The organism is Pseudomonas sp. EA_105y_Pfl2_R69, assembly GCF_963970915.1.
Lineage (GTDB): Bacteria > Pseudomonadota > Gammaproteobacteria > Pseudomonadales > Pseudomonadaceae > Aquipseudomonas.
Map to the genome: position 1 here is coordinate 268626 of NZ_CAXAOO010000002.1, position 15784 is coordinate 284409.

General features: G+C 63.3%; 14 protein-coding genes. 5 read left to right on the plus strand and 9 right to left on the minus strand.

Annotated elements, in window-relative coordinates; genetic code table 11:
* Nucleotides 1-7 precede the first annotated feature (7 nt).
* Together AACY13_RS07100 and AACY13_RS07105 are read right to left on the minus strand one after the other, a co-directional pair.
* Nucleotides 8-364: a RidA family protein gene (locus tag AACY13_RS07100; protein ID WP_339460354.1), complete on the minus strand. Its 357-nt coding sequence runs from the start codon at nt 362-364 to the stop codon at nt 8-10.
* A gap of 16 nt (nt 365-380) precedes the next feature.
* Complete coding sequence (locus AACY13_RS07105; RefSeq protein WP_339460355.1) at nt 381-1643, minus strand: D-amino acid dehydrogenase; 1263 nt, start codon at nt 1641-1643, stop codon at nt 381-383.
* A gap of 171 nt (nt 1644-1814) precedes the next feature.
* Here AACY13_RS07105 and AACY13_RS07110 point away from each other — a divergent pair, with 171 nt between their 5' ends.
* Nucleotides 1815-2714: a LysR family transcriptional regulator gene (locus AACY13_RS07110; protein WP_339460356.1), complete on the plus strand. Its 900-nt coding sequence runs from the start codon at nt 1815-1817 to the stop codon at nt 2712-2714.
* Nucleotides 2715-2726: 12 nt separating this feature from the next.
* Here AACY13_RS07110 and AACY13_RS07115 read toward each other — a convergent pair whose 3' ends face one another.
* The 6 genes from AACY13_RS07115 to gcl form a co-directional block, all read right to left on the minus strand.
* Nucleotides 2727-3644, minus strand: coding sequence for an urea transporter (locus AACY13_RS07115; protein ID WP_339460357.1), 918 nt, complete (start codon nt 3642-3644; stop codon nt 2727-2729).
* Between the two features lie 407 nt (nt 3645-4051).
* Nucleotides 4052-5467: a pyruvate kinase gene (pyk, locus tag AACY13_RS07120; RefSeq protein WP_339460358.1), complete on the minus strand. Its 1416-nt coding sequence runs from the start codon at nt 5465-5467 to the stop codon at nt 4052-4054.
* Nucleotides 5468-5685: 218 nt separating this feature from the next.
* A complete protein-coding gene (locus AACY13_RS07125) occupies nt 5686-7005 on the minus strand; it encodes a glycerate kinase type-2 family protein (protein ID WP_339460360.1) in 1320 nt (439 codons plus the stop codon).
* 185 nt (nt 7006-7190) lie between these two features.
* Entirely contained in the window at nt 7191-8081 is an 891-nt protein-coding gene (locus tag AACY13_RS07130; RefSeq protein ID WP_339460361.1) for a 2-hydroxy-3-oxopropionate reductase, read from the minus strand.
* Between the two features lie 26 nt (nt 8082-8107).
* On the minus strand, nt 8108-8890 hold the full coding sequence (gene hyi, locus AACY13_RS07135) for a hydroxypyruvate isomerase (protein WP_339460363.1): 783 nt from the start codon (nt 8888-8890) through the stop codon (nt 8108-8110).
* Between the two features lie 109 nt (nt 8891-8999).
* On the minus strand, nt 9000-10775 hold the full coding sequence (gcl, locus tag AACY13_RS07140; protein WP_339460365.1) for a glyoxylate carboligase: 1776 nt from the start codon (nt 10773-10775) through the stop codon (nt 9000-9002).
* A 339-nt stretch (nt 10776-11114) separates the two neighbouring features.
* Between gcl and AACY13_RS07145 the strand changes: the two genes are divergently transcribed.
* The gene (locus AACY13_RS07145) at nt 11115-11555 is read left to right on the plus strand and encodes a GlcG/HbpS family heme-binding protein (protein ID WP_339460366.1); all 441 of its coding nucleotides are present in this window, start codon (nt 11115-11117) and stop codon (nt 11553-11555) included.
* A 276-nt stretch (nt 11556-11831) separates the two neighbouring features.
* On the opposite strand, the gene AACY13_RS07150 is transcribed toward AACY13_RS07145, so the two are convergent.
* Nucleotides 11832-12476, minus strand: a complete 645-nt coding sequence (locus tag AACY13_RS07150) for a TetR/AcrR family transcriptional regulator (protein ID WP_339460368.1) — start codon at nt 12474-12476, stop codon at nt 11832-11834.
* Between the two features lie 386 nt (nt 12477-12862).
* Here AACY13_RS07150 and moaA point away from each other — a divergent pair, with 386 nt between their 5' ends.
* The 3 genes from moaA to AACY13_RS07165 all read left to right on the plus strand — a co-directional run bounded on the left by moaA (nt 12863) and on the right by AACY13_RS07165 (nt 15755).
* On the plus strand, nt 12863-13858 hold the full coding sequence (gene moaA, locus AACY13_RS07155) for a GTP 3',8-cyclase MoaA (RefSeq protein ID WP_339460369.1): 996 nt from the start codon (nt 12863-12865) through the stop codon (nt 13856-13858).
* A 71-nt stretch (nt 13859-13929) separates the two neighbouring features.
* Nucleotides 13930-14748 carry a transporter substrate-binding domain-containing protein gene (locus tag AACY13_RS07160; RefSeq protein WP_339460370.1) on the plus strand — a complete coding sequence of 273 codons (819 nt, stop codon included), beginning with the start codon at nt 13930-13932 and terminating at the stop codon, nt 14746-14748.
* A 182-nt stretch (nt 14749-14930) separates the two neighbouring features.
* On the plus strand, nt 14931-15755 hold the full coding sequence (locus AACY13_RS07165) for a methyltransferase domain-containing protein (protein WP_339460372.1): 825 nt from the start codon (nt 14931-14933) through the stop codon (nt 15753-15755).
* Nucleotides 15756-15784: the final 29 nt, after the last annotated feature.

Here is a 15784-nt window from a genome sequence, read left to right on the forward strand (position 1 = left end):
GTTCCTTTCATTGAGGGCGGGCGGCGATCACCATCATCTCCACCAGCACGTCGGCTGAGGCGAGGTCGGCCTGGGTCGTGGCGCGGGCCGGGGCGCTGCCAGCCGGCAGCCAGCGCCCCCAGGCTGCATTCATGGCGGTGAAATCCCTTTCGATGTCTTTCAGCCAGATCTGGACACTTAACAGGTTGGCGCGATGGCTACCGGCCTGTTGCAGAAGGCTGTCGATCTTTGCCAGGACCTGTTCGGTCTGGCTGGCGCAATCACCCTGACGGTCGTCCGGAACCTGGCCGGACAGGTAGATGAGATCGCCGTGGAGTACGGCACCACTGAGGCGCGGGGTGCTGGCGATACGCTCGATATGCATGGGAAGCTCCTGTCGATTAGCGAGAGTTGCAGTTGGGAAGACTCAGGCCTTCCAGCGAGATCGGGCTTTTTTGCCCGGAAATCAGGGATGAAAGAACCTGGCCACTGGCACAGGCCAGGGTGAAGCCCAGGCTTCCGTGGCCGCTGTTGAGCCAGAGGTTGGTAAACGCGGTGGCACCGAGTAGTGGCGTACCCTGTGGGGTGCAAGGGCGCAGGCCGGCCCAGGCCTCGGCCTGCTGGTAATTGCCGGCACCAGGAAAGGTGCGCTCGCCCAGGCGGCGCAGGGCGCTGAGACGTCGTGCGTTGGGGTGAGCGTCGCGTGCCCCGATATCGACCATGGCGGCGACCCGTAGCTGGTGACCGAGGCGGGCGTAGACCACCTTGTGCTCAAAGTCGGTAACGCTGACCTCCGGCGCGATGGCATCCGCCGCCAGCGGCAGGGTCAAGCTGTAGCCCTTGAGTGGGTAGATGGGCAGGTGCAGGCCCAGGGTACGGGCCAGGCGGGCGCTGTGATTGCCCGCGGCAAGGACGAAGGCATCGGCAGCGACGGATTCTTCACCCAGGCGTAACGCGCGAATGTTCCCAGCGCTATGCTCGAAGCCGGTTGCTGGCCGGCCGCTGAGGCGGCGATAGCGGCCACTGGCTTGCAGGCGGTGCTCGAGGACCTGGCAGAAGCGCAGGCAATCGGCAACTTCGTCGTCGGCGCTGTAGATGCCGCCAGCCAGTTGCCCGGCGATGCCTGCCAGGGCCGGCTCCAGTGCCAGGCATTGGGCCGCATCGAGCAGCTGCTGCCCAGCCGCTTCGCTCATTCTGCTTGCGGCCTGACGCAGGCCGTTGGCATTGCGGTAGACCACCAGCTTGCCATTGCTGCGCCAGGCGAAGCCGTCGAGGCCGTCCTGTGCCCGCCATTGCGCCAGGGTCTGCTGGCTGTGCAGGGCCAGGCGCAGCAGGTGGTCGGCATTGCGCTGGTTGACCGAACTGCGGCAGGCGGCGAGAAAGCTCAGGCACCAGCGCCATTGCCGCGGCTCCAGGCGCAGGCGGAATTTTAGTGGCGCGGCGTCGCCCTGCAGCATCCAGGCGAGGGCTTTGAACGGCACCCCGGCGTCGGCCAGGGGGGAAACATAGCGATAGCTGAGTTGACCGCCGTTGGCATGGCTGGTTTCCTGAGCGACCTGTGCGTGGCTTTCGCACAGGCTGACCTCATGACCCTCGCGGATCAGCGCATAGGCGGTAGCCAGACCGACGACCCCACCCCCGACTATCGCGACGTGCTTCCTCATTCGTGCCTCCATGACTGCTCAATGGGGCCAGCTTGCCGCCCTTGGCAGCGGAGATCGAATGAACAGATGCAGCGTCGCCATTACCTCAGGTTATGGGGCAAGGCGCTATGCTGTGGCCCGTAGCGCCATAGTTACGTCTTCGAATCTTCTACCCCGTGATAGGAAATCTTCGTGCGGCTGCGTCATATCGAAATCTTCCAGGCAATCCTACAGACCGGCTCGGTCACCGGTGCTGCCAAGCTGCTGAATATCACCCAGCCTGCAGCGACCAAGGCGCTACACCATGCCGAGGCGCAGCTCGGCTTCAGCCTGTTCACCCGAGTTCGCGGACAGTTGCACCCCACGGCGGAGGCGCGCCTGCTGGAGGAGGCCACCGGCAAGGTATTCGACGACCTGCGCGAGGTTCGCCGTCTGGCCGGCAATCTGCGCAGTCATAGTGACCGCCCCTTGCGCATTGTCACCACACCGACCCTGGCGCAGAGCCTGCTGCCGGCGAGCATCGCACAGTGGCGGCGACGCTACCCGAAGACGCCCTGTGCGCTGGCGACCCATCACACTCGGGAACTGGTCGAGAGCCTGTTGCTGCATGAGGCGGATATCGGCTTCAGTCTGCAGGAGCCCAAGCATCCAGCGCTGCGTAGCGAGACCCTGGCTCAGGGCTGCATGCGGGTGATCGCGGGCCGCGGTCAGTGGAGCGAGGTGCTGTCCGGCAAACCCATGGTCCTGCAGGAGCTGGCGGGCCAGCCGCTGATTGCCCTGGACACTCGCGACGGCCTGGGCAGTCTGCTGAGCAGTCAGCTGGATGAAATGGAGGATGCACCGGTGATTACCACCTACGTGCAGACCTATCAGGTGGCGCGCTCGTTGGTGGAGGCTGGGCTCGGCCTGGCGGTGGTGGATCCCTTCACCGCGCTTGTCCATACCTCCGAGGCTGTGCAAGTGCGCGAATTGCACCCATGCACCATGGTGACGCTGTATGCCGTCAGTCGCTGCAGTGATGGCAAACACCCTGCTGCCAGCGCCCTGATCCGGCAGATGGCGGAGCAGGCCAGACAGTTGCTAGAGCGCTGAGCACGGTTCAGTTCAGTATTTGTCCCCTGGCGCGCTGACCGCCACCTTCTGCTGCCAGCATTTGCGGCCGGCCTGGATTAGCCAGCAGGTAAGGATAAAGGGCATGGTCAGGGCGGGCAGGCCCAGGGCGCTGAAGCCAGGTTGTAGCAGCAGGGCCAGAGTGATACCGAGGGCCGGTAGCCAGGGCCGGCGATGCACCTGACTGAGGGCGATGGCCGCCAGGGCGGCGTTGTAGCCATACAGGCCGGTCAGCGCGCCCTGTTGTGGCAAGCCCTGGTGCAGCGCCAAAACCAGCCCGCCAGTGGAGCCCAGCAGGGCCCAGCAGGCAGCGCGGCGATCGGCTAGGAGCAGGCCGAGCAGCAGGCAGACGCCGGCCAATGGCTGTTCGAGAAAGATCACCTGGCCCAAACCCCGTGCCATGGCGAGCAGGCTAGCCAGCCAGTCCAGCTGCTGCGCCTGGCCCGGGGTTGCCTGTTGCAGTTCCAGTTGCAGCGAAGGGGCCAGCCACAGCAACAGCCAGCTCAAGGCAACGAAGGGGAAGGTGAAGGCGGGCAGCCACTGACGCTCGCGCATAAGCCGCATCCAGGGGGCGAGCCACATGCTGGAAAGCCCGGCGCTGACCATGATCAGCAATGGCAGCAGCACCGACCAGGCGAACTGCAGGCTGATCAGCATGCCCAGCAGAATGCCGTTGTAGCCATACAGGCCCAATGCGATATCGGCCTTGGCATAACCGCGCCGCTGCGCCGTCAGCGTGCTGCTGAGGCAACCGAGCAGGGCACCGCCGAGCAACTGCGGCGCGCCGATGGCAATCGCCAGGAGCACCAGCAAGCCGCAGCCGGGATGGGCCTGCAGAAAGATCTGGCTAAAGCCGTTGAGCAGTGCGCGAAAGCCTTGCACTGCGTGGGCGGGAAGCGGTAATGGCGACATATAGACGAACCTGAATAAAAAATTATTCACGTCGCATAGCGACGGCCCGAAGAGTGCCCGCCACAGATGGCAGGCCATAAAAAATGGCCGGGAGCCATTTTTAACGTTGCACCGCGACGGCCCGAAGGGTGGCTGCCACAGATGGCAGGCCATAAAAAATGGCCGGGAGCCATTTTTAACGTTGCACCGCGACGGCCCAAAGGGTGGCTGCCACAGATGGCAGACCATAAAAAATGGCCGGGAGCCATTTTTAACGTCGCATAGCGACGGCCCGAAGGGTGGCCGCCATGGATGGCAGGCCATAAAAAGAGGCACCGACTGCGCGAACAGTGGGTGCCTGCAAACTGGCAAAGCCAGCGTGGGAGCGCTGTTCTGCGGCGAGACTGGCGGCCCGCCGCAGAATGTGATCAGTGCAGAATTTCGATACGCAGGCTGTTGGTGCTGCCCGGTTGGCCAAACGGCTCACCTGCAGTAATCACCACGGTATCGCCGGTTTTTGCCAGCCCAGCCGAGCGGGCGGTTTCCAGGGCGGTGCGGGTGACTTCCTCAACCTTATGCAGGCGCTCGTTGACCATTGAGTACACGCCCCAGGCCACGCTCAGGCGGCGCGCTGTGTTCAGGCTCGGCGTCAGACTGAGGATCGGCGCTTTCGGCCGCTCGCGGGAGGCGCGCAGGCTGGAGTTGCCGGACTCGGTGTAATTGACCAGCGCCGCCACCGGCAGAATCGAGCTGATACGGCGGATCGCGCAGCTGATGGCGTCGGAGGAGGTGGCCTCGGCCTGCGGGCGGCTGACGTCGAGCTGGGCCTGGAAGTCCGGGCCGTTTTCCACCTGACGGATGATCTTGCTCATCATCTGCACGGCTTCCAGCGGGTAATCGCCGGAGGCGGTTTCCGCCGAGAGCATCACCGCATCGGCACCTTCGGCCACGGCGTTGGCCACGTCGGTGACCTCGGCGCGGGTTGGTGCCGGGGAGAAACGCATGGACTCGAGCATCTGCGTGGCCACCACCACCGGCTTACCGAGCTGGCGGCAGGTGCGGATGATGTCTTTCTGGATGCGCGGCACGTTCTCGGCCGGCACTTCCACACCCAGGTCGCCACGGGCAACCATGATCGCGTCGCACAGCTTGGCGATTTCTTCCAGGTGAATGACCGCAGACGGCTTCTCGATCTTGGCCATCAGCAAGGCCTTGTCACCAATCAACTCGCGGGCTTCGATGATGTCTTCCGGGCGCTGCACAAACGACAGAGCGACCCAATCCACACCCAGCTCCAGGCCGAAGCTCAGGTCGCGGCGGTCTTTCTCGGTCAGTGGGCTCAGTTGCAGCACGGCTTCCGGCACGTTGACGCCCTTGCGGTCGGACAGCTCGCCACCGGCGATCACTTCGGTAATTACCGCATCGCTGTGCTTGGCGGTGACTTGCAGGCGTAGGCGACCATCGTCGAGCAGCAGGCTCATGCCCGGCTGTAGTGCTTCGATGATTTCCGGGTGGGGCAGGTTGACCCGGTTGACGTCGCCCGGTGTGCTGTCCAGATCCAGGCGCAGGGTCTGGCCGCGTTGCAGATTGACCTTGCCCTCGGCAAAACGGCCGACGCGCAGCTTCGGCCCTTGCAGGTCCATGAGGATGCCGATCGGGGTGTTCAGCTGCTTTTCTACTTCACGCACCCAGTCGTAGCGCTGGGCGTGATCGGCGTGTTCGCCGTGGCTGAAGTTGAGGCGGAACAGGTTGACCCCGGCCTCCACTAGCTGACGGATGTCGTCGATGGTTTTGATCGCTGGGCCGAGGGTGGCGAGGATTTTTACTTTCTTGTCGGCGTTCATTTGGCAGGGGTCTCTAGGGTCTGTTGACGTTTCGGCGCGAGCCGCGTTACTGCGCCAAATGACGCCAGGCAAGGCGCGGGACGCAGGCAATGGTTGTTCCCTTGCCAAGTCTCGCAACGCCGCATGGCGTCATTTGCCGCGCAACCCGGAGGGCCGGGTCAGTTTTTGCGCGGTACTGCGTTATTCGTCGTTCATTTGGAATGGCCAAACTTCGCTCCTCATGCCTTGCCCCGCGCAAAAACTGGCTCCGGCGCGGCCGCGAGCGAAACGTCAACAGACCCTAAAATCAGAATGGCGCGAAAATCGTTGACATTGGTACGCGTCGGCCCGGTGACGATCAGTTGATCGAGGGCGGCGAAGTAGCCGTAGCCGTTGTTGTTATCCAGCTCATCGCTGCTGCTCAGGCCCAGAGCGTGGGCGCGGGCATAGCTGTCGGGGGTCATGATGGCCCCGGCGTTGTCTTCCGAGCCGTCGATGCCGTCGGTATCGCCAGCCAGGGCGTAGACCCCGGGCAGGCCCTTGAGGCTGTCGGTGAGGCTGAGGAGGAACTCGGCGTTGCGCCCGCCTCGACCGTTGCCGCGCACGGTCACGGTGGTTTCGCCGCCGGAGAGAATCACGCAGGGCGGCTCGATCGGCTGGCCATGCAGCCGCACCTGCCTGGCGATGCCGGCATGCACCTTGGCCACTTCCCGCGATTCGCCCTCCAGGTCGCCGAGGATCAGCACGCCGAGACCGGCTTCGCGCACCTTGGCGGCGGCAGCATCGAGGGACTGCTGGGGGCGGGCGATCAGCTGGAAGTGGCTGCGGGCCAGGCAGGGGTCACCGGGTTTGACGGTTTCCGAGGCCGGGCTCTGCAACCAGGCGCGTACATTGGCCGGGATATCTATTTGATAACGGGCCAGGATCGCCAGGGCCTCGGCGGAGGTGGTCGGGTCGGCCACGGTCGGGCCGGAGGCGATCACCGTGGCTTCATCGCCCGGTACATCGGAAATCGCGTAGGTGTAGACGCTGGCCGGCCAGCTGGCCTTGGCCAGGCGGCCGCCCTTGATCGCCGAGAGGTGTTTGCGCACGCAGTTCATCTCGCCGATGGTCGCGCCGGATTTGAGCAGGGCCTTGTTGATCGCCTGTTTGTCCTTGAGGCCGATGCCGTCGGCCGGCAGGGCCAGCAGGGACGAACCGCCACCGGACAGCAAGAAGATCACCCGGTCGGATTCGGCAAGGTTACTGACCAGCTCCAGCACGCGCCGCGCCACGCGCTCGCCGGCGTCATCCGGCACCGGGTGGGCGGCTTCCACCACCTCGATCTTCTTGCAGTTGGCCCCGTGTTCATAGCGAGTAACCACCAGGCCGGAGACTTCGCCTTGCCATTCCTGTTCGATCACCTCGGCCATGGCCGCAGCGGCCTTGCCGGCACCGATGACGATGACCCGGCCGCTGCGATCTTCCGGCAGGTAATCGGCCAGCACCTGGCGCGGGTGGGCGGCGTCGATGGCGCTGGCGAACAGTTCACGCAGCAGGCTTTGCGGGTCGTTGGACATGGCGATCTCTCTTGTTATGACTGGCGCAACTTCTTATGACTGACTTCGATTCTAGTGCGCAACGGCCTGGGTCAAGACGCTGCGCACTAGAATCGACCCACTCGGCAGGCAGGCCGTGACACCGCCTGCCGGGCAGATCGAAAGGGGTATTGCAGAACGGCTGACCCCGTTCTGCAACCTGTTGCTTACTCGCCGCGGATGTTGAAGTTGGCCATATGCTCCAGGCCTTTGATCAACGCCGAGTGGTCCCAGTTGCTGCCACCGATGGCCGCACAGGTGCTGAACACCTGCTGGGCGTTGGCGGTGTTGGGCAGGTTGAGGCCCAGCTCGCGCGCGCCGGCCAGGGCCAGGTTGAGGTCCTTCTGGTGCAGGCTGATGCGGAAGCCCGGGTCGAAGGTGCCCTTGATCATGCGCTCACCGTGCACTTCAAGGATCTTCGAACCGGCGAAACCGCCCATCAGTGCTTCACGCACCTTGGCCGGATCGGCACCGTTCTTGGCGGCGAACAGCAGGGCTTCGGCCACCGCCTGGATGTTCAGGGCAACGATGATCTGGTTGGCGACCTTGGCGGTCTGGCCGTCACCGTTACCACCGACGCGGGTGATGTTCTTGCCCATGGCCTGGAACAGCGGCAGGACGCGTTCGAAGGCATTCGGGCAGCCGCCGACCATGATCGACAGCGTCGCGGCCTTGGCACCGACTTCACCGCCGGACACCGGGGCGTCCAGGTAGGCGGCACCGGTGGCCTTGATCTTCTCGGCGAAAACTTTGGTGGCGGTGGGGGAGATCGAACTCATGTCGATCACCACCTTGCCGGCACCGACGCCTTCGACCACGCCGTCCTGGCGGAACAGTACGTCTTCAACCTGGGGGGTATCCGGCACCATGATGATGATGAACTCGGCTTCCTGCGCCACTTCGCGCGGGTTGGCCAGGCCGATGCCGTTGTCGCCCAGCAGGTCGGCCGGGGCCTTGTCGAAGTGCTCGGAGAAGAACAGGGTGTGGCCGGCCTTCTGCAGGTTCTGCGCCATAGGCTTGCCCATGATGCCGGTGCCGATAAATCCGATTTTTGCCATGAGAGTGCTCTCCTAAAGAGTGGGGCTCAGATTGCGTTGTTCGCTTTCATCCAGCCGAGGCCGGCAGCGGTGGTGGTGGCTGGCTTGTATTCACAGCCGATCCAGCCCTGGTAACCGATGCGGTCCAGGTGCTCGAAGAGGAAGCGATAGTTGATCTCGCCAGTGCCAGGCTCGTTACGGCCCGGGTTGTCGGCCAACTGCACATGGTTGATCACGGCAAGATTGGCCTCGACGGTACGCGCCAGGTCACCTTCCATGATTTGCATGTGGTAGATGTCGTATTGCAGGAACAGGTTGGGGCTGGCGACCTTGTCGCGAATGGCCAGGGCCTGCGCGGTGGTGTTCAGGTAGAACCCGGGGATGTCGCGGGTGTTGATCATTTCCATGACCAGCTTGATGCCGGCGGCTTGCAGCTTTTCGGCGGCAAACTTGAGGTTGTCGACGAAGGTCGCCTCGATGGTCGTGCAGTCATAGCCTTGCGGACGGATACCGGCCAGGCAGTTGATCTGGCTGTTGCCCAGCACCTTGGCGTAGGCGATGGCCTGGTCCACGCCGGCGCGAAACTCTTCAACGCGGTCGGGGTGGCAGGCGATACCGCGCTCGCCCTTGGCCCAGTCACCGGCTGGCAGGTTGAACAGCACCTGCTCAACCTGGTTGGTGTCCAGGCGGGCTTTGATCGCCTCGGCCGGAAAGTCGTAAGGGAACAGGTATTCGACACCACTGAAACCAGCGGCGGCGGCAGCGTCGATACGGTCCAGAAAGTCCACTTCAGTGAACAGCATGGACAGGTTGGCGGCAAAACGGGGCATAAAACATTCCTCGGTTGCGTAGGTGGATGGCCACCCCGGTGAAAACCGCGCAGCGTTTTCCACCGGGGAGTTGGTGGATGTGCTTCGCGACATCCACCCTACGGTTGCATCAATCCAGCAGCGAAATGGCAGTCGGGGCGTCGGCACCGCGCTCGGCGAGGTCTTCGAACTCGTTGACCGCGTTGATCTCCACACCCATGGAGATGTTGGTGACCCGCTCCAGGATGATTTCCACCACCACCGGCACGCGATGCTCTTCCATCAACGCCTTGGCCTTGGCCAGGGCAGCCTGGATGTCGTTCGGCTCGAATACGCGCACGGCCTTGCAGCCCAGGCCTTCTGCCACGGCCACGTGGTCGACGCCGTAACCGTTGATCTCCGGCGCGTTGATGTTCTCGAAGGCCAGCTGCACGCAGTAGTCCATCTCGAAACCGCGCTGCGCCTGACGGATCAGACCCAGGTAGGAGTTGTTCACCACCACGTGGATGTACGGCAGGTGGAACTGTGCGCCCACGGCCAGTTCTTCGATCATGAACTGGAAGTCATAGTCGCCAGACAGCGCCACGACGTTGCGGGTCGGATCGGCCTTGACCACACCCAGTGCCGCCGGAATGGTCCAGCCGAGCGGGCCGGCCTGGCCGCAGTTGATCCAGTGACGCGGCTTGTAGACGTGGAGGAACTGCGCGCCGGCGATCTGCGACAGACCGATGGTGCTGACGTAGCAGGTGTCCTTGCCGAAGAACTCGTTCATCTCTTCGTATACGCGCTGCGGTTTGACCGGCACGTTGTCGAAGTGGGTCTTGCGCTGCAGGGTGCGCTTGCGCTCCTGGCAGTCGGCGACCCAGGCGTTGCGATCTTTCAGCTTGCCGGCGGCTTTCCATTCCTTGGCCACGGCGATAAAGGCGTCCAGCGCGGCACCGGCGTCGGAAACGATGCCCAGGTCCGGGTTGAACACGCGGCCGATTTGCGTCGGCTCGATGTCGACGTGAATGAACTTGCGACCTTCGGTGTACACCTCGACGCTACCGGTGTGGCGGTTGGCCCAGCGGTTACCGATACCGAACACCAGGTCGGAAGCCAGCAGGGTGGCGTTGCCGTAACGGTGCGAGGTCTGCAGGCCGACCATGCCGACCATCAGCTTGTGGTCGTCGGGAATCGCGCCCCAGCCCATCAGGGTGGGAATAACCGGCACGCCGGTCAGTTCGGCGAACTCGACCAGCTTGTCCGCCGCGTCGGCGTTGAAGATACCGCCACCGGCGACCAGCAACGGACGCTCGGCATCGTTGAGCATGGCCAGGGCTTTCTCGGCCTGAACCCGGTTGGCGGCCGGCTTGGCCAGCGGCAGGGGTTCGTAGGCGTCGATGTCGAATTCGATTTCGGCCATCTGCACGTCGAACGGCAGGTCGATCAGCACCGGGCCTGGGCGGCCGCTGCGCATTTCGAAGAAGGCTTTCTGGAAGGCGCGCGGCACTTGGCCCGGCTCCATTACGGTGGTCGCCCACTTGGTCACCGGCTTGACGATGCTGGTGATATCGACGGCCTGGAAGTCTTCCTTGTGCATACGGGCACGCGGCGCCTGGCCGGTGATGCACAGAATCGGGATGGAGTCGGCGGATGCCGAGTACAGGCCGGTGACCATGTCGGTGCCGGCAGGACCCGAGGTGCCGATGCACACGCCGATATTGCCGGCGTTGGTGCGGGTGTAACCCTCAGCCATGTGCGAGGCACCTTCGACGTGGCGAGCCAGGACGTGGTCGATACCGCCGACTTTCTTCAGTGCTGCGTACAGCGGGTTGATGGCAGCGCCGGGAATGCCGAACGCAGTGTCAACGCCTTCGCGGCGCATCACCAGTACGGCGGCCTCGATTGCTCTCATTTTGGCCATTGTCTTGTGCCTCGTTTGTTATCAGATTGTATACAAAACAGCTGGCTTGGATTCTATTCATGGCCTGACCTGTTGGTCAACCGCTTTTCTCGTCTGAGCCATCCTCGGATAAAAATCTTTTAAAACGCCCGTTTCAGCTGGGGTGCCTGAGCTGGTGCGGAATGCGTAGGTCAATACTGTATACAAATAGCATTTCTATTGTGTCCGTCTATTGAGTTTTTTGTTTCTAGTGAGATAGTGATGTTGACCTTTTGATGGCCGTGCCGGCCCTCGCTCCCATTGCGGGGCGCTCGCCGGCCAGGCGTTTCGTACGATTTACCAACCTTGAGGAAGACCAGCATGAGTACGCTCAATCTGAATATCGCCAGCCGTATCAGCAGCCGCGCCCTGGCGGTGGGCCGGGAAATATCCGCTGCACCTCTGACCGTGGTGGTGCTGGATGCCGGCGGCCATATGATCAGCCTGCAGCGCGAGGATGGGGCCAGCTTGCTGCGCCCGCAGATCGCTATCGGCAAGGCCTGGGGGGCGTTGGCCCTGGGCAAGGGCTCGCGCCTGATTGCCGCCGACGCGCAGCAGCGTCCGGCGTTTATCGGCGCGGTGAACGCCCTGGCGGAAGGCAAGTTGGTGCCGGCACCGGGCGGCGTGCTGATCCGCGATGAGTGCGGCGAGGTTATCGGGGCCATCGGCATCACGGGCGATACCTCTGATATCGACGAGCAGTGTGCGGTCAGTGCCGTGGAGTCGGTGGGGCTGCAAGCGGATGCAGGCATAGTCGCCTGATCCAGAGGGGGCTTGCGGCTCTGGCATTCTGCTTCGTGATCCACAGGAATGTGCTGAATGCCGCAGGCCCGCTGGGAGCGGGCGCGGCCCTACCTCCTGGATTCATTCAGGCGGGTAAGTGGGGGAGGGGCTCTAGCTGCGATAACTGCGCTTAACAGCTCGCCGCTAAAGCGCCACCCAGAGATTTCGCCGGCCATAAAAAAACGGTGAATGCTTGCAGGCATTCACCGTTTTTTTATGGCTCTTTCTCGCCAAGGGCAGGGCACACAACCCGGCTTACGCGCTGGTGACCTGCTCGGAGGGGCTGGGCTGGCTTTCGTCGATCTCGCAACCCTTGATCACCAGACGGATGATGGTCTGTGCGGCGGCCTCGTAGTCGGCCTCGTCCAGGCTGGCCTTGCCGGTGACGGTGGAGATCTGCCAGTCGAAGTCGGCGTAGGTCTGGGTCGCGGCCCAGATGCTGAACAGCAGGTGGTGCGCATCGACCTTGGCCATCAGGCCCTGGTCGACCCAGCGCTGGATGCAGGAGATATTGTGTTTGGCCTGGGCGTTGAGCTGTTCGGTCTGCTCGCTGGAAAGATGCGGCGCGCCATGCATGATTTCGCTGGCAAACACCTTGGAGGCGAACGGCAGTTCGCGCGAGATGCGGATCTTCGAGCGGATATAGGCCTTGAGCACTTCGGCCGGCTGGCCGGGCTGGTTGAACGGGGCCGAGGCTTCCAGCAGAGGCTCGATAATGCTTTCCAGCACTTCGCGGTAGAGGTTCTCTTTCGACTTGAAGTAGTAATAGACGTTGGGCTTGGGCACACCGGCCTTGGCGGCGATGTCGCTGGTCTTGCTGGCGGCAAAACCCTTGTCGGCGAACTCTTCACTGGCTGCGCGCAGAATCAGCTCTTTGTTGCGCTCGCGAATACTGGTCATAAGCCCCTGTGTTTCCTTGTACCACCCGGCGCTGGGTGGCGGTCGGGCATGGTAGCACCGGCTTTGCGCGGGGCTCAAGCCGACGGGCGGCGGCCTGCAGCGATTGCTTGACCCGTAGGTCAAGTATTTGTATACAAGGTTTGGGTTTTCTGTTTTTATCTGAACTAATGCTTTTACAACAAAAAGTCTCGGCTCATTGAGCGCCAGAGCCTGTTCAAAGTCTCGCGAGCTAGAGCCATGCAAGGCGCTACGTTAGTAACAGCCTACGGCTGGTCAAGCAGGCGAGGAAGCGGAATGTACATTTGTACATGAGCATTTCGAGCCTGTTTTCAACGCAGCAGGGCCGACGCGCAGCAGACTTTGAATAGGTTCTCAGGAGATATGCTGTGCACGATACTCAGCTGGTCGACCCTTTCGGGCGACGCATCACCTACCTACGGCTGTCGGTTACCGACCGCTGCGATTTTCGCTGCACCTACTGCATGAGCGAGGACATGGTCTTCGCCCCACGTGAGCAGATCCTTACCCTCGAAGAGCTGTATGCGCTGGCCGATGCCTTTATCAGCCTGGGGGTCAAACGTATCCGCATTACCGGTGGCGAACCCCTGGTGCGCAAGAACCTGCTGAGCCTGCTGCAGCGTCTGGGCCAGCGCCCGGAACTCGAAGACCTGGCCATTACCAGCAACGGCTCGCAGCTTTACGAGATGGCCGGCGAACTGCGTGCCGCCGGCGTCAGACGCCTGAATATCAGCCTGGATTCGCTCCAGCGCGAACGCTTCGCCGCCTTTACCCGGCGCGACAAGCTCGAGCAGGTGCTGGCCGGTATCGAGGTGGCGCGGGCCGCCGGTTTCGCCAGAATCAAACTCAATACGGTGGTGCAGAAGGGCCGCAACGACGACGAAGTGCTCGACCTGGTCGAGTTCGCCATGGCCCGCGGTCTGGATATCAGCTTTATCGAGGAGATGCCCCTGGGCGCGATCTCCAGCCATCAGCGCGAGCAGACTTTCTGCTCCAGCGACGAGGTGCGTGCCCGCATCGAACAGCGCCATGCCCTGGTGCGCAGCAGCAAGCAGACTGGCGGCCCGTCGCGCTATTGGCAGGTGGTCGGCAGCGACACCCAGGTCGGCTTTATCTCGCCGCACAGTCACAATTTCTGTGGCGATTGCAACCGTGTTCGGGTCACCGCCGAGGGCAAGCTGGTGCTCTGCCTGGGGCACGAAAACGCCCTGGACCTCAAAGGTCTGATGCGTGCCCACCCCGGCGACAGCCAGCGCCTGCGCGAGGCGCTGTGCAATGCCCTGCAGCTCAAGCCGGAGCGCCACCATTTCGAGACCGATGAGCAGGTGCAGGTGATTCGCTTTATGAGCATGACCGGCGGTTAACGCCGAGCCGCTGCCTCACCGCCTTGGGCGGTTCCACTCGTCCCATTCTCACAATCAACAGGAGGTTTGCTGTGAAGCCCTCGCACGTCTGCAGTTTGTTCGCGCTTGTCTGTTCCACCGCGGTCAGCGCCGAAAGCTATGTAATCGGTGTAGAAAAACTCGCCTTTGCGCCGCACTACAGTATCGATGCGCAAGGTCAGTACCAAGGCTTTGCCCGCGAGCTGTTCGACCTGTTCGCGCAGACGAGCGGGGTGGAGCTGAGCTACAAGGTGCTGCCAGTCGAGCAGCTGCTGCCGGCCCTGCTCGATGGCCAGGTGGACCTCAAATATCCCGATAGTGAAACCTGGGCGCAGGCGCAAAAGGCCGGCAAGACCCTGAGCTACAGCCAGGGCGTTGTCGAGTATGTCGATGGCATGTTGGTCGCGCCGCAGCGCCAGGGCCAGCCCATCGAGCAGATCAAGCGTCTGGCCATGGTCAACGGCTGGACGCCCTGGGGCTATCAGGAACGCATCGCTGCCGGGCAGATCGAGCTGGCCTACAGCGACGATCTGCGCCAGATGATTCGCCAGGCCCTGCGCAAGGACACCGATGGGGCCTACTTCAATGTGGTGGTGGCCACCCATTATCTGGACAGCATTCGTGCACGGCCGGGGGCTCTGGTGTTCGACGCCAAACTGCCGCACACGCGGGGCAGCTTTCACCTGTCCACGGTCAAGCATTCCGCGCTGCTCAAGCGCTTCGATCGTTTCCTGAGCGAGCGCCAGGGCGAAGTCGCCGCACTCAAGAACAAGTACCGGGTCGAGGCCAACCTGGACTCGGAGTACATGGGCCTGGAACAGTGGAAGGTGGACTTTCTCGAGCGGCAGAAGGCCAAGGCCATCTCCGAGTAACTGGTCGCTTCACCCGCAGTGACCCGCTGGGCTCACCTATGCTTGCATTGACGGGGTCTCGTCAGTGATCGGTCGCCCCGACCAGTTGCAGGCATTGGCCGGTCGGTGGCCATGCCCCGTTCAGCGGGTCTGTAGTGGTACGGTTCGACAGGCCCTCGTGACAGTGCAGGGGAGGGTCCGAAATGATCGATTCCAGCTTGCAAGCCCAGATCGAGGGTGCCGCAACCTACCAGGCACTCTTCGTTCCGGCATTATTTCAGGAGTGGGCACCGTGGCTGGTCGCCGCCGCCGCTATCCAGCCGGGCGAACGGGTGCTGGATGTCGCCTGTGGTACCGGCGTACTGGCCCGGGCGGCGGCCGCTTGCGTCGGCCCGGACGGCGTGGTCGCCGGACTGGATGCCAACCCCGGTATGCTCGTGGTGGCGGTCGGGCTGGATCCGGGCATCGCCTGGCGTGAGGGGCAGGCCGAAGCCCTGCCGTATCCGGACCAGTCCTTCGATGCGGTGATCAGCCAATTCGGCCTGATGTTCTTCAGTGACCGCCAGCAAGCCTTGCGCGAGATGCTCCGCGTCTTGCGGCCAGGCGGGCACCTGGCACTAGCGGTCTGGGACAGGCTCGAACATACCCCGGCCTATGCGGCGGAGGCCGCGCTGCTGGCGCGGCTCGCCGGCGAGCCCGCCGCAGACGCGCTGCGCGCGCCCTTCGTGCTCGGCGACACCCGGGTACTGGAGGCGTTGTTGCGCGACGCCGGAATCGCCGCGCCGAATATCGTGACGCACACCGGCACCGCCCGCTTTCCCAGCATTCGCGTTATGGTCGAGGCCGATCTGCGCGGCTGGCTGCCGGTGATGGGCGTGCATCTGGATGAGGCGGTGATCGCCAGGGTGCTGGGCGAGGCGCAGTCGGTACTCGCCCCCTATGTGACGGCGCAGGGCGAAGTGCTGTTCGACTCGCCGGCGCATATAGTGCGGGCGACCAAGGCCAGGTCGGCCGAGCGTGAGGCATAAAAAAGGGCAAGCATGCCAGGCATGCTTGC

Bases quoted from the DNA above. Each gene is read 5' to 3' on its own strand.
- AACY13_RS07145 (WP_339460366.1), top strand. From the start codon at position 11,115: ATGAGTACGCTCAATCTGAATATCGCCAGCCGTATCAGCAGCCGCGCC.
- AACY13_RS07105 (WP_339460355.1), bottom strand. From the start codon at position 1,643: ATGAGGAAGCACGTCGCGATAGTCGGGGGTGGGGTCGTCGGTCTGGCT.
- hyi (WP_339460363.1), bottom strand. From the start codon at position 8,890: ATGCCCCGTTTTGCCGCCAACCTGTCCATGCTGTTCACTGAAGTGGAC.
- AACY13_RS07130 (WP_339460361.1), bottom strand. From the start codon at position 8,081: ATGGCAAAAATCGGATTTATCGGCACCGGCATCATGGGCAAGCCTATG.
- AACY13_RS07150 (WP_339460368.1), bottom strand. From the start codon at position 12,476: ATGACCAGTATTCGCGAGCGCAACAAAGAGCTGATTCTGCGCGCAGCC.
- AACY13_RS07125 (WP_339460360.1), bottom strand. From the start codon at position 7,005: ATGTCCAACGACCCGCAAAGCCTGCTGCGTGAACTGTTCGCCAGCGCC.
- gcl (WP_339460365.1), bottom strand. From the start codon at position 10,775: ATGGCCAAAATGAGAGCAATCGAGGCCGCCGTACTGGTGATGCGCCGC.
- AACY13_RS07115 (WP_339460357.1), bottom strand. From the start codon at position 3,644: ATGTCGCCATTACCGCTTCCCGCCCACGCAGTGCAAGGCTTTCGCGCA.
- AACY13_RS07100 (WP_339460354.1), bottom strand. From the start codon at position 364: ATGCATATCGAGCGTATCGCCAGCACCCCGCGCCTCAGTGGTGCCGTA.
- pyk (WP_339460358.1), bottom strand. From the start codon at position 5,467: ATGAACGCCGACAAGAAAGTAAAAATCCTCGCCACCCTCGGCCCAGCG.
- AACY13_RS07165 (WP_339460372.1), top strand. From the start codon at position 14,931: ATGATCGATTCCAGCTTGCAAGCCCAGATCGAGGGTGCCGCAACCTAC.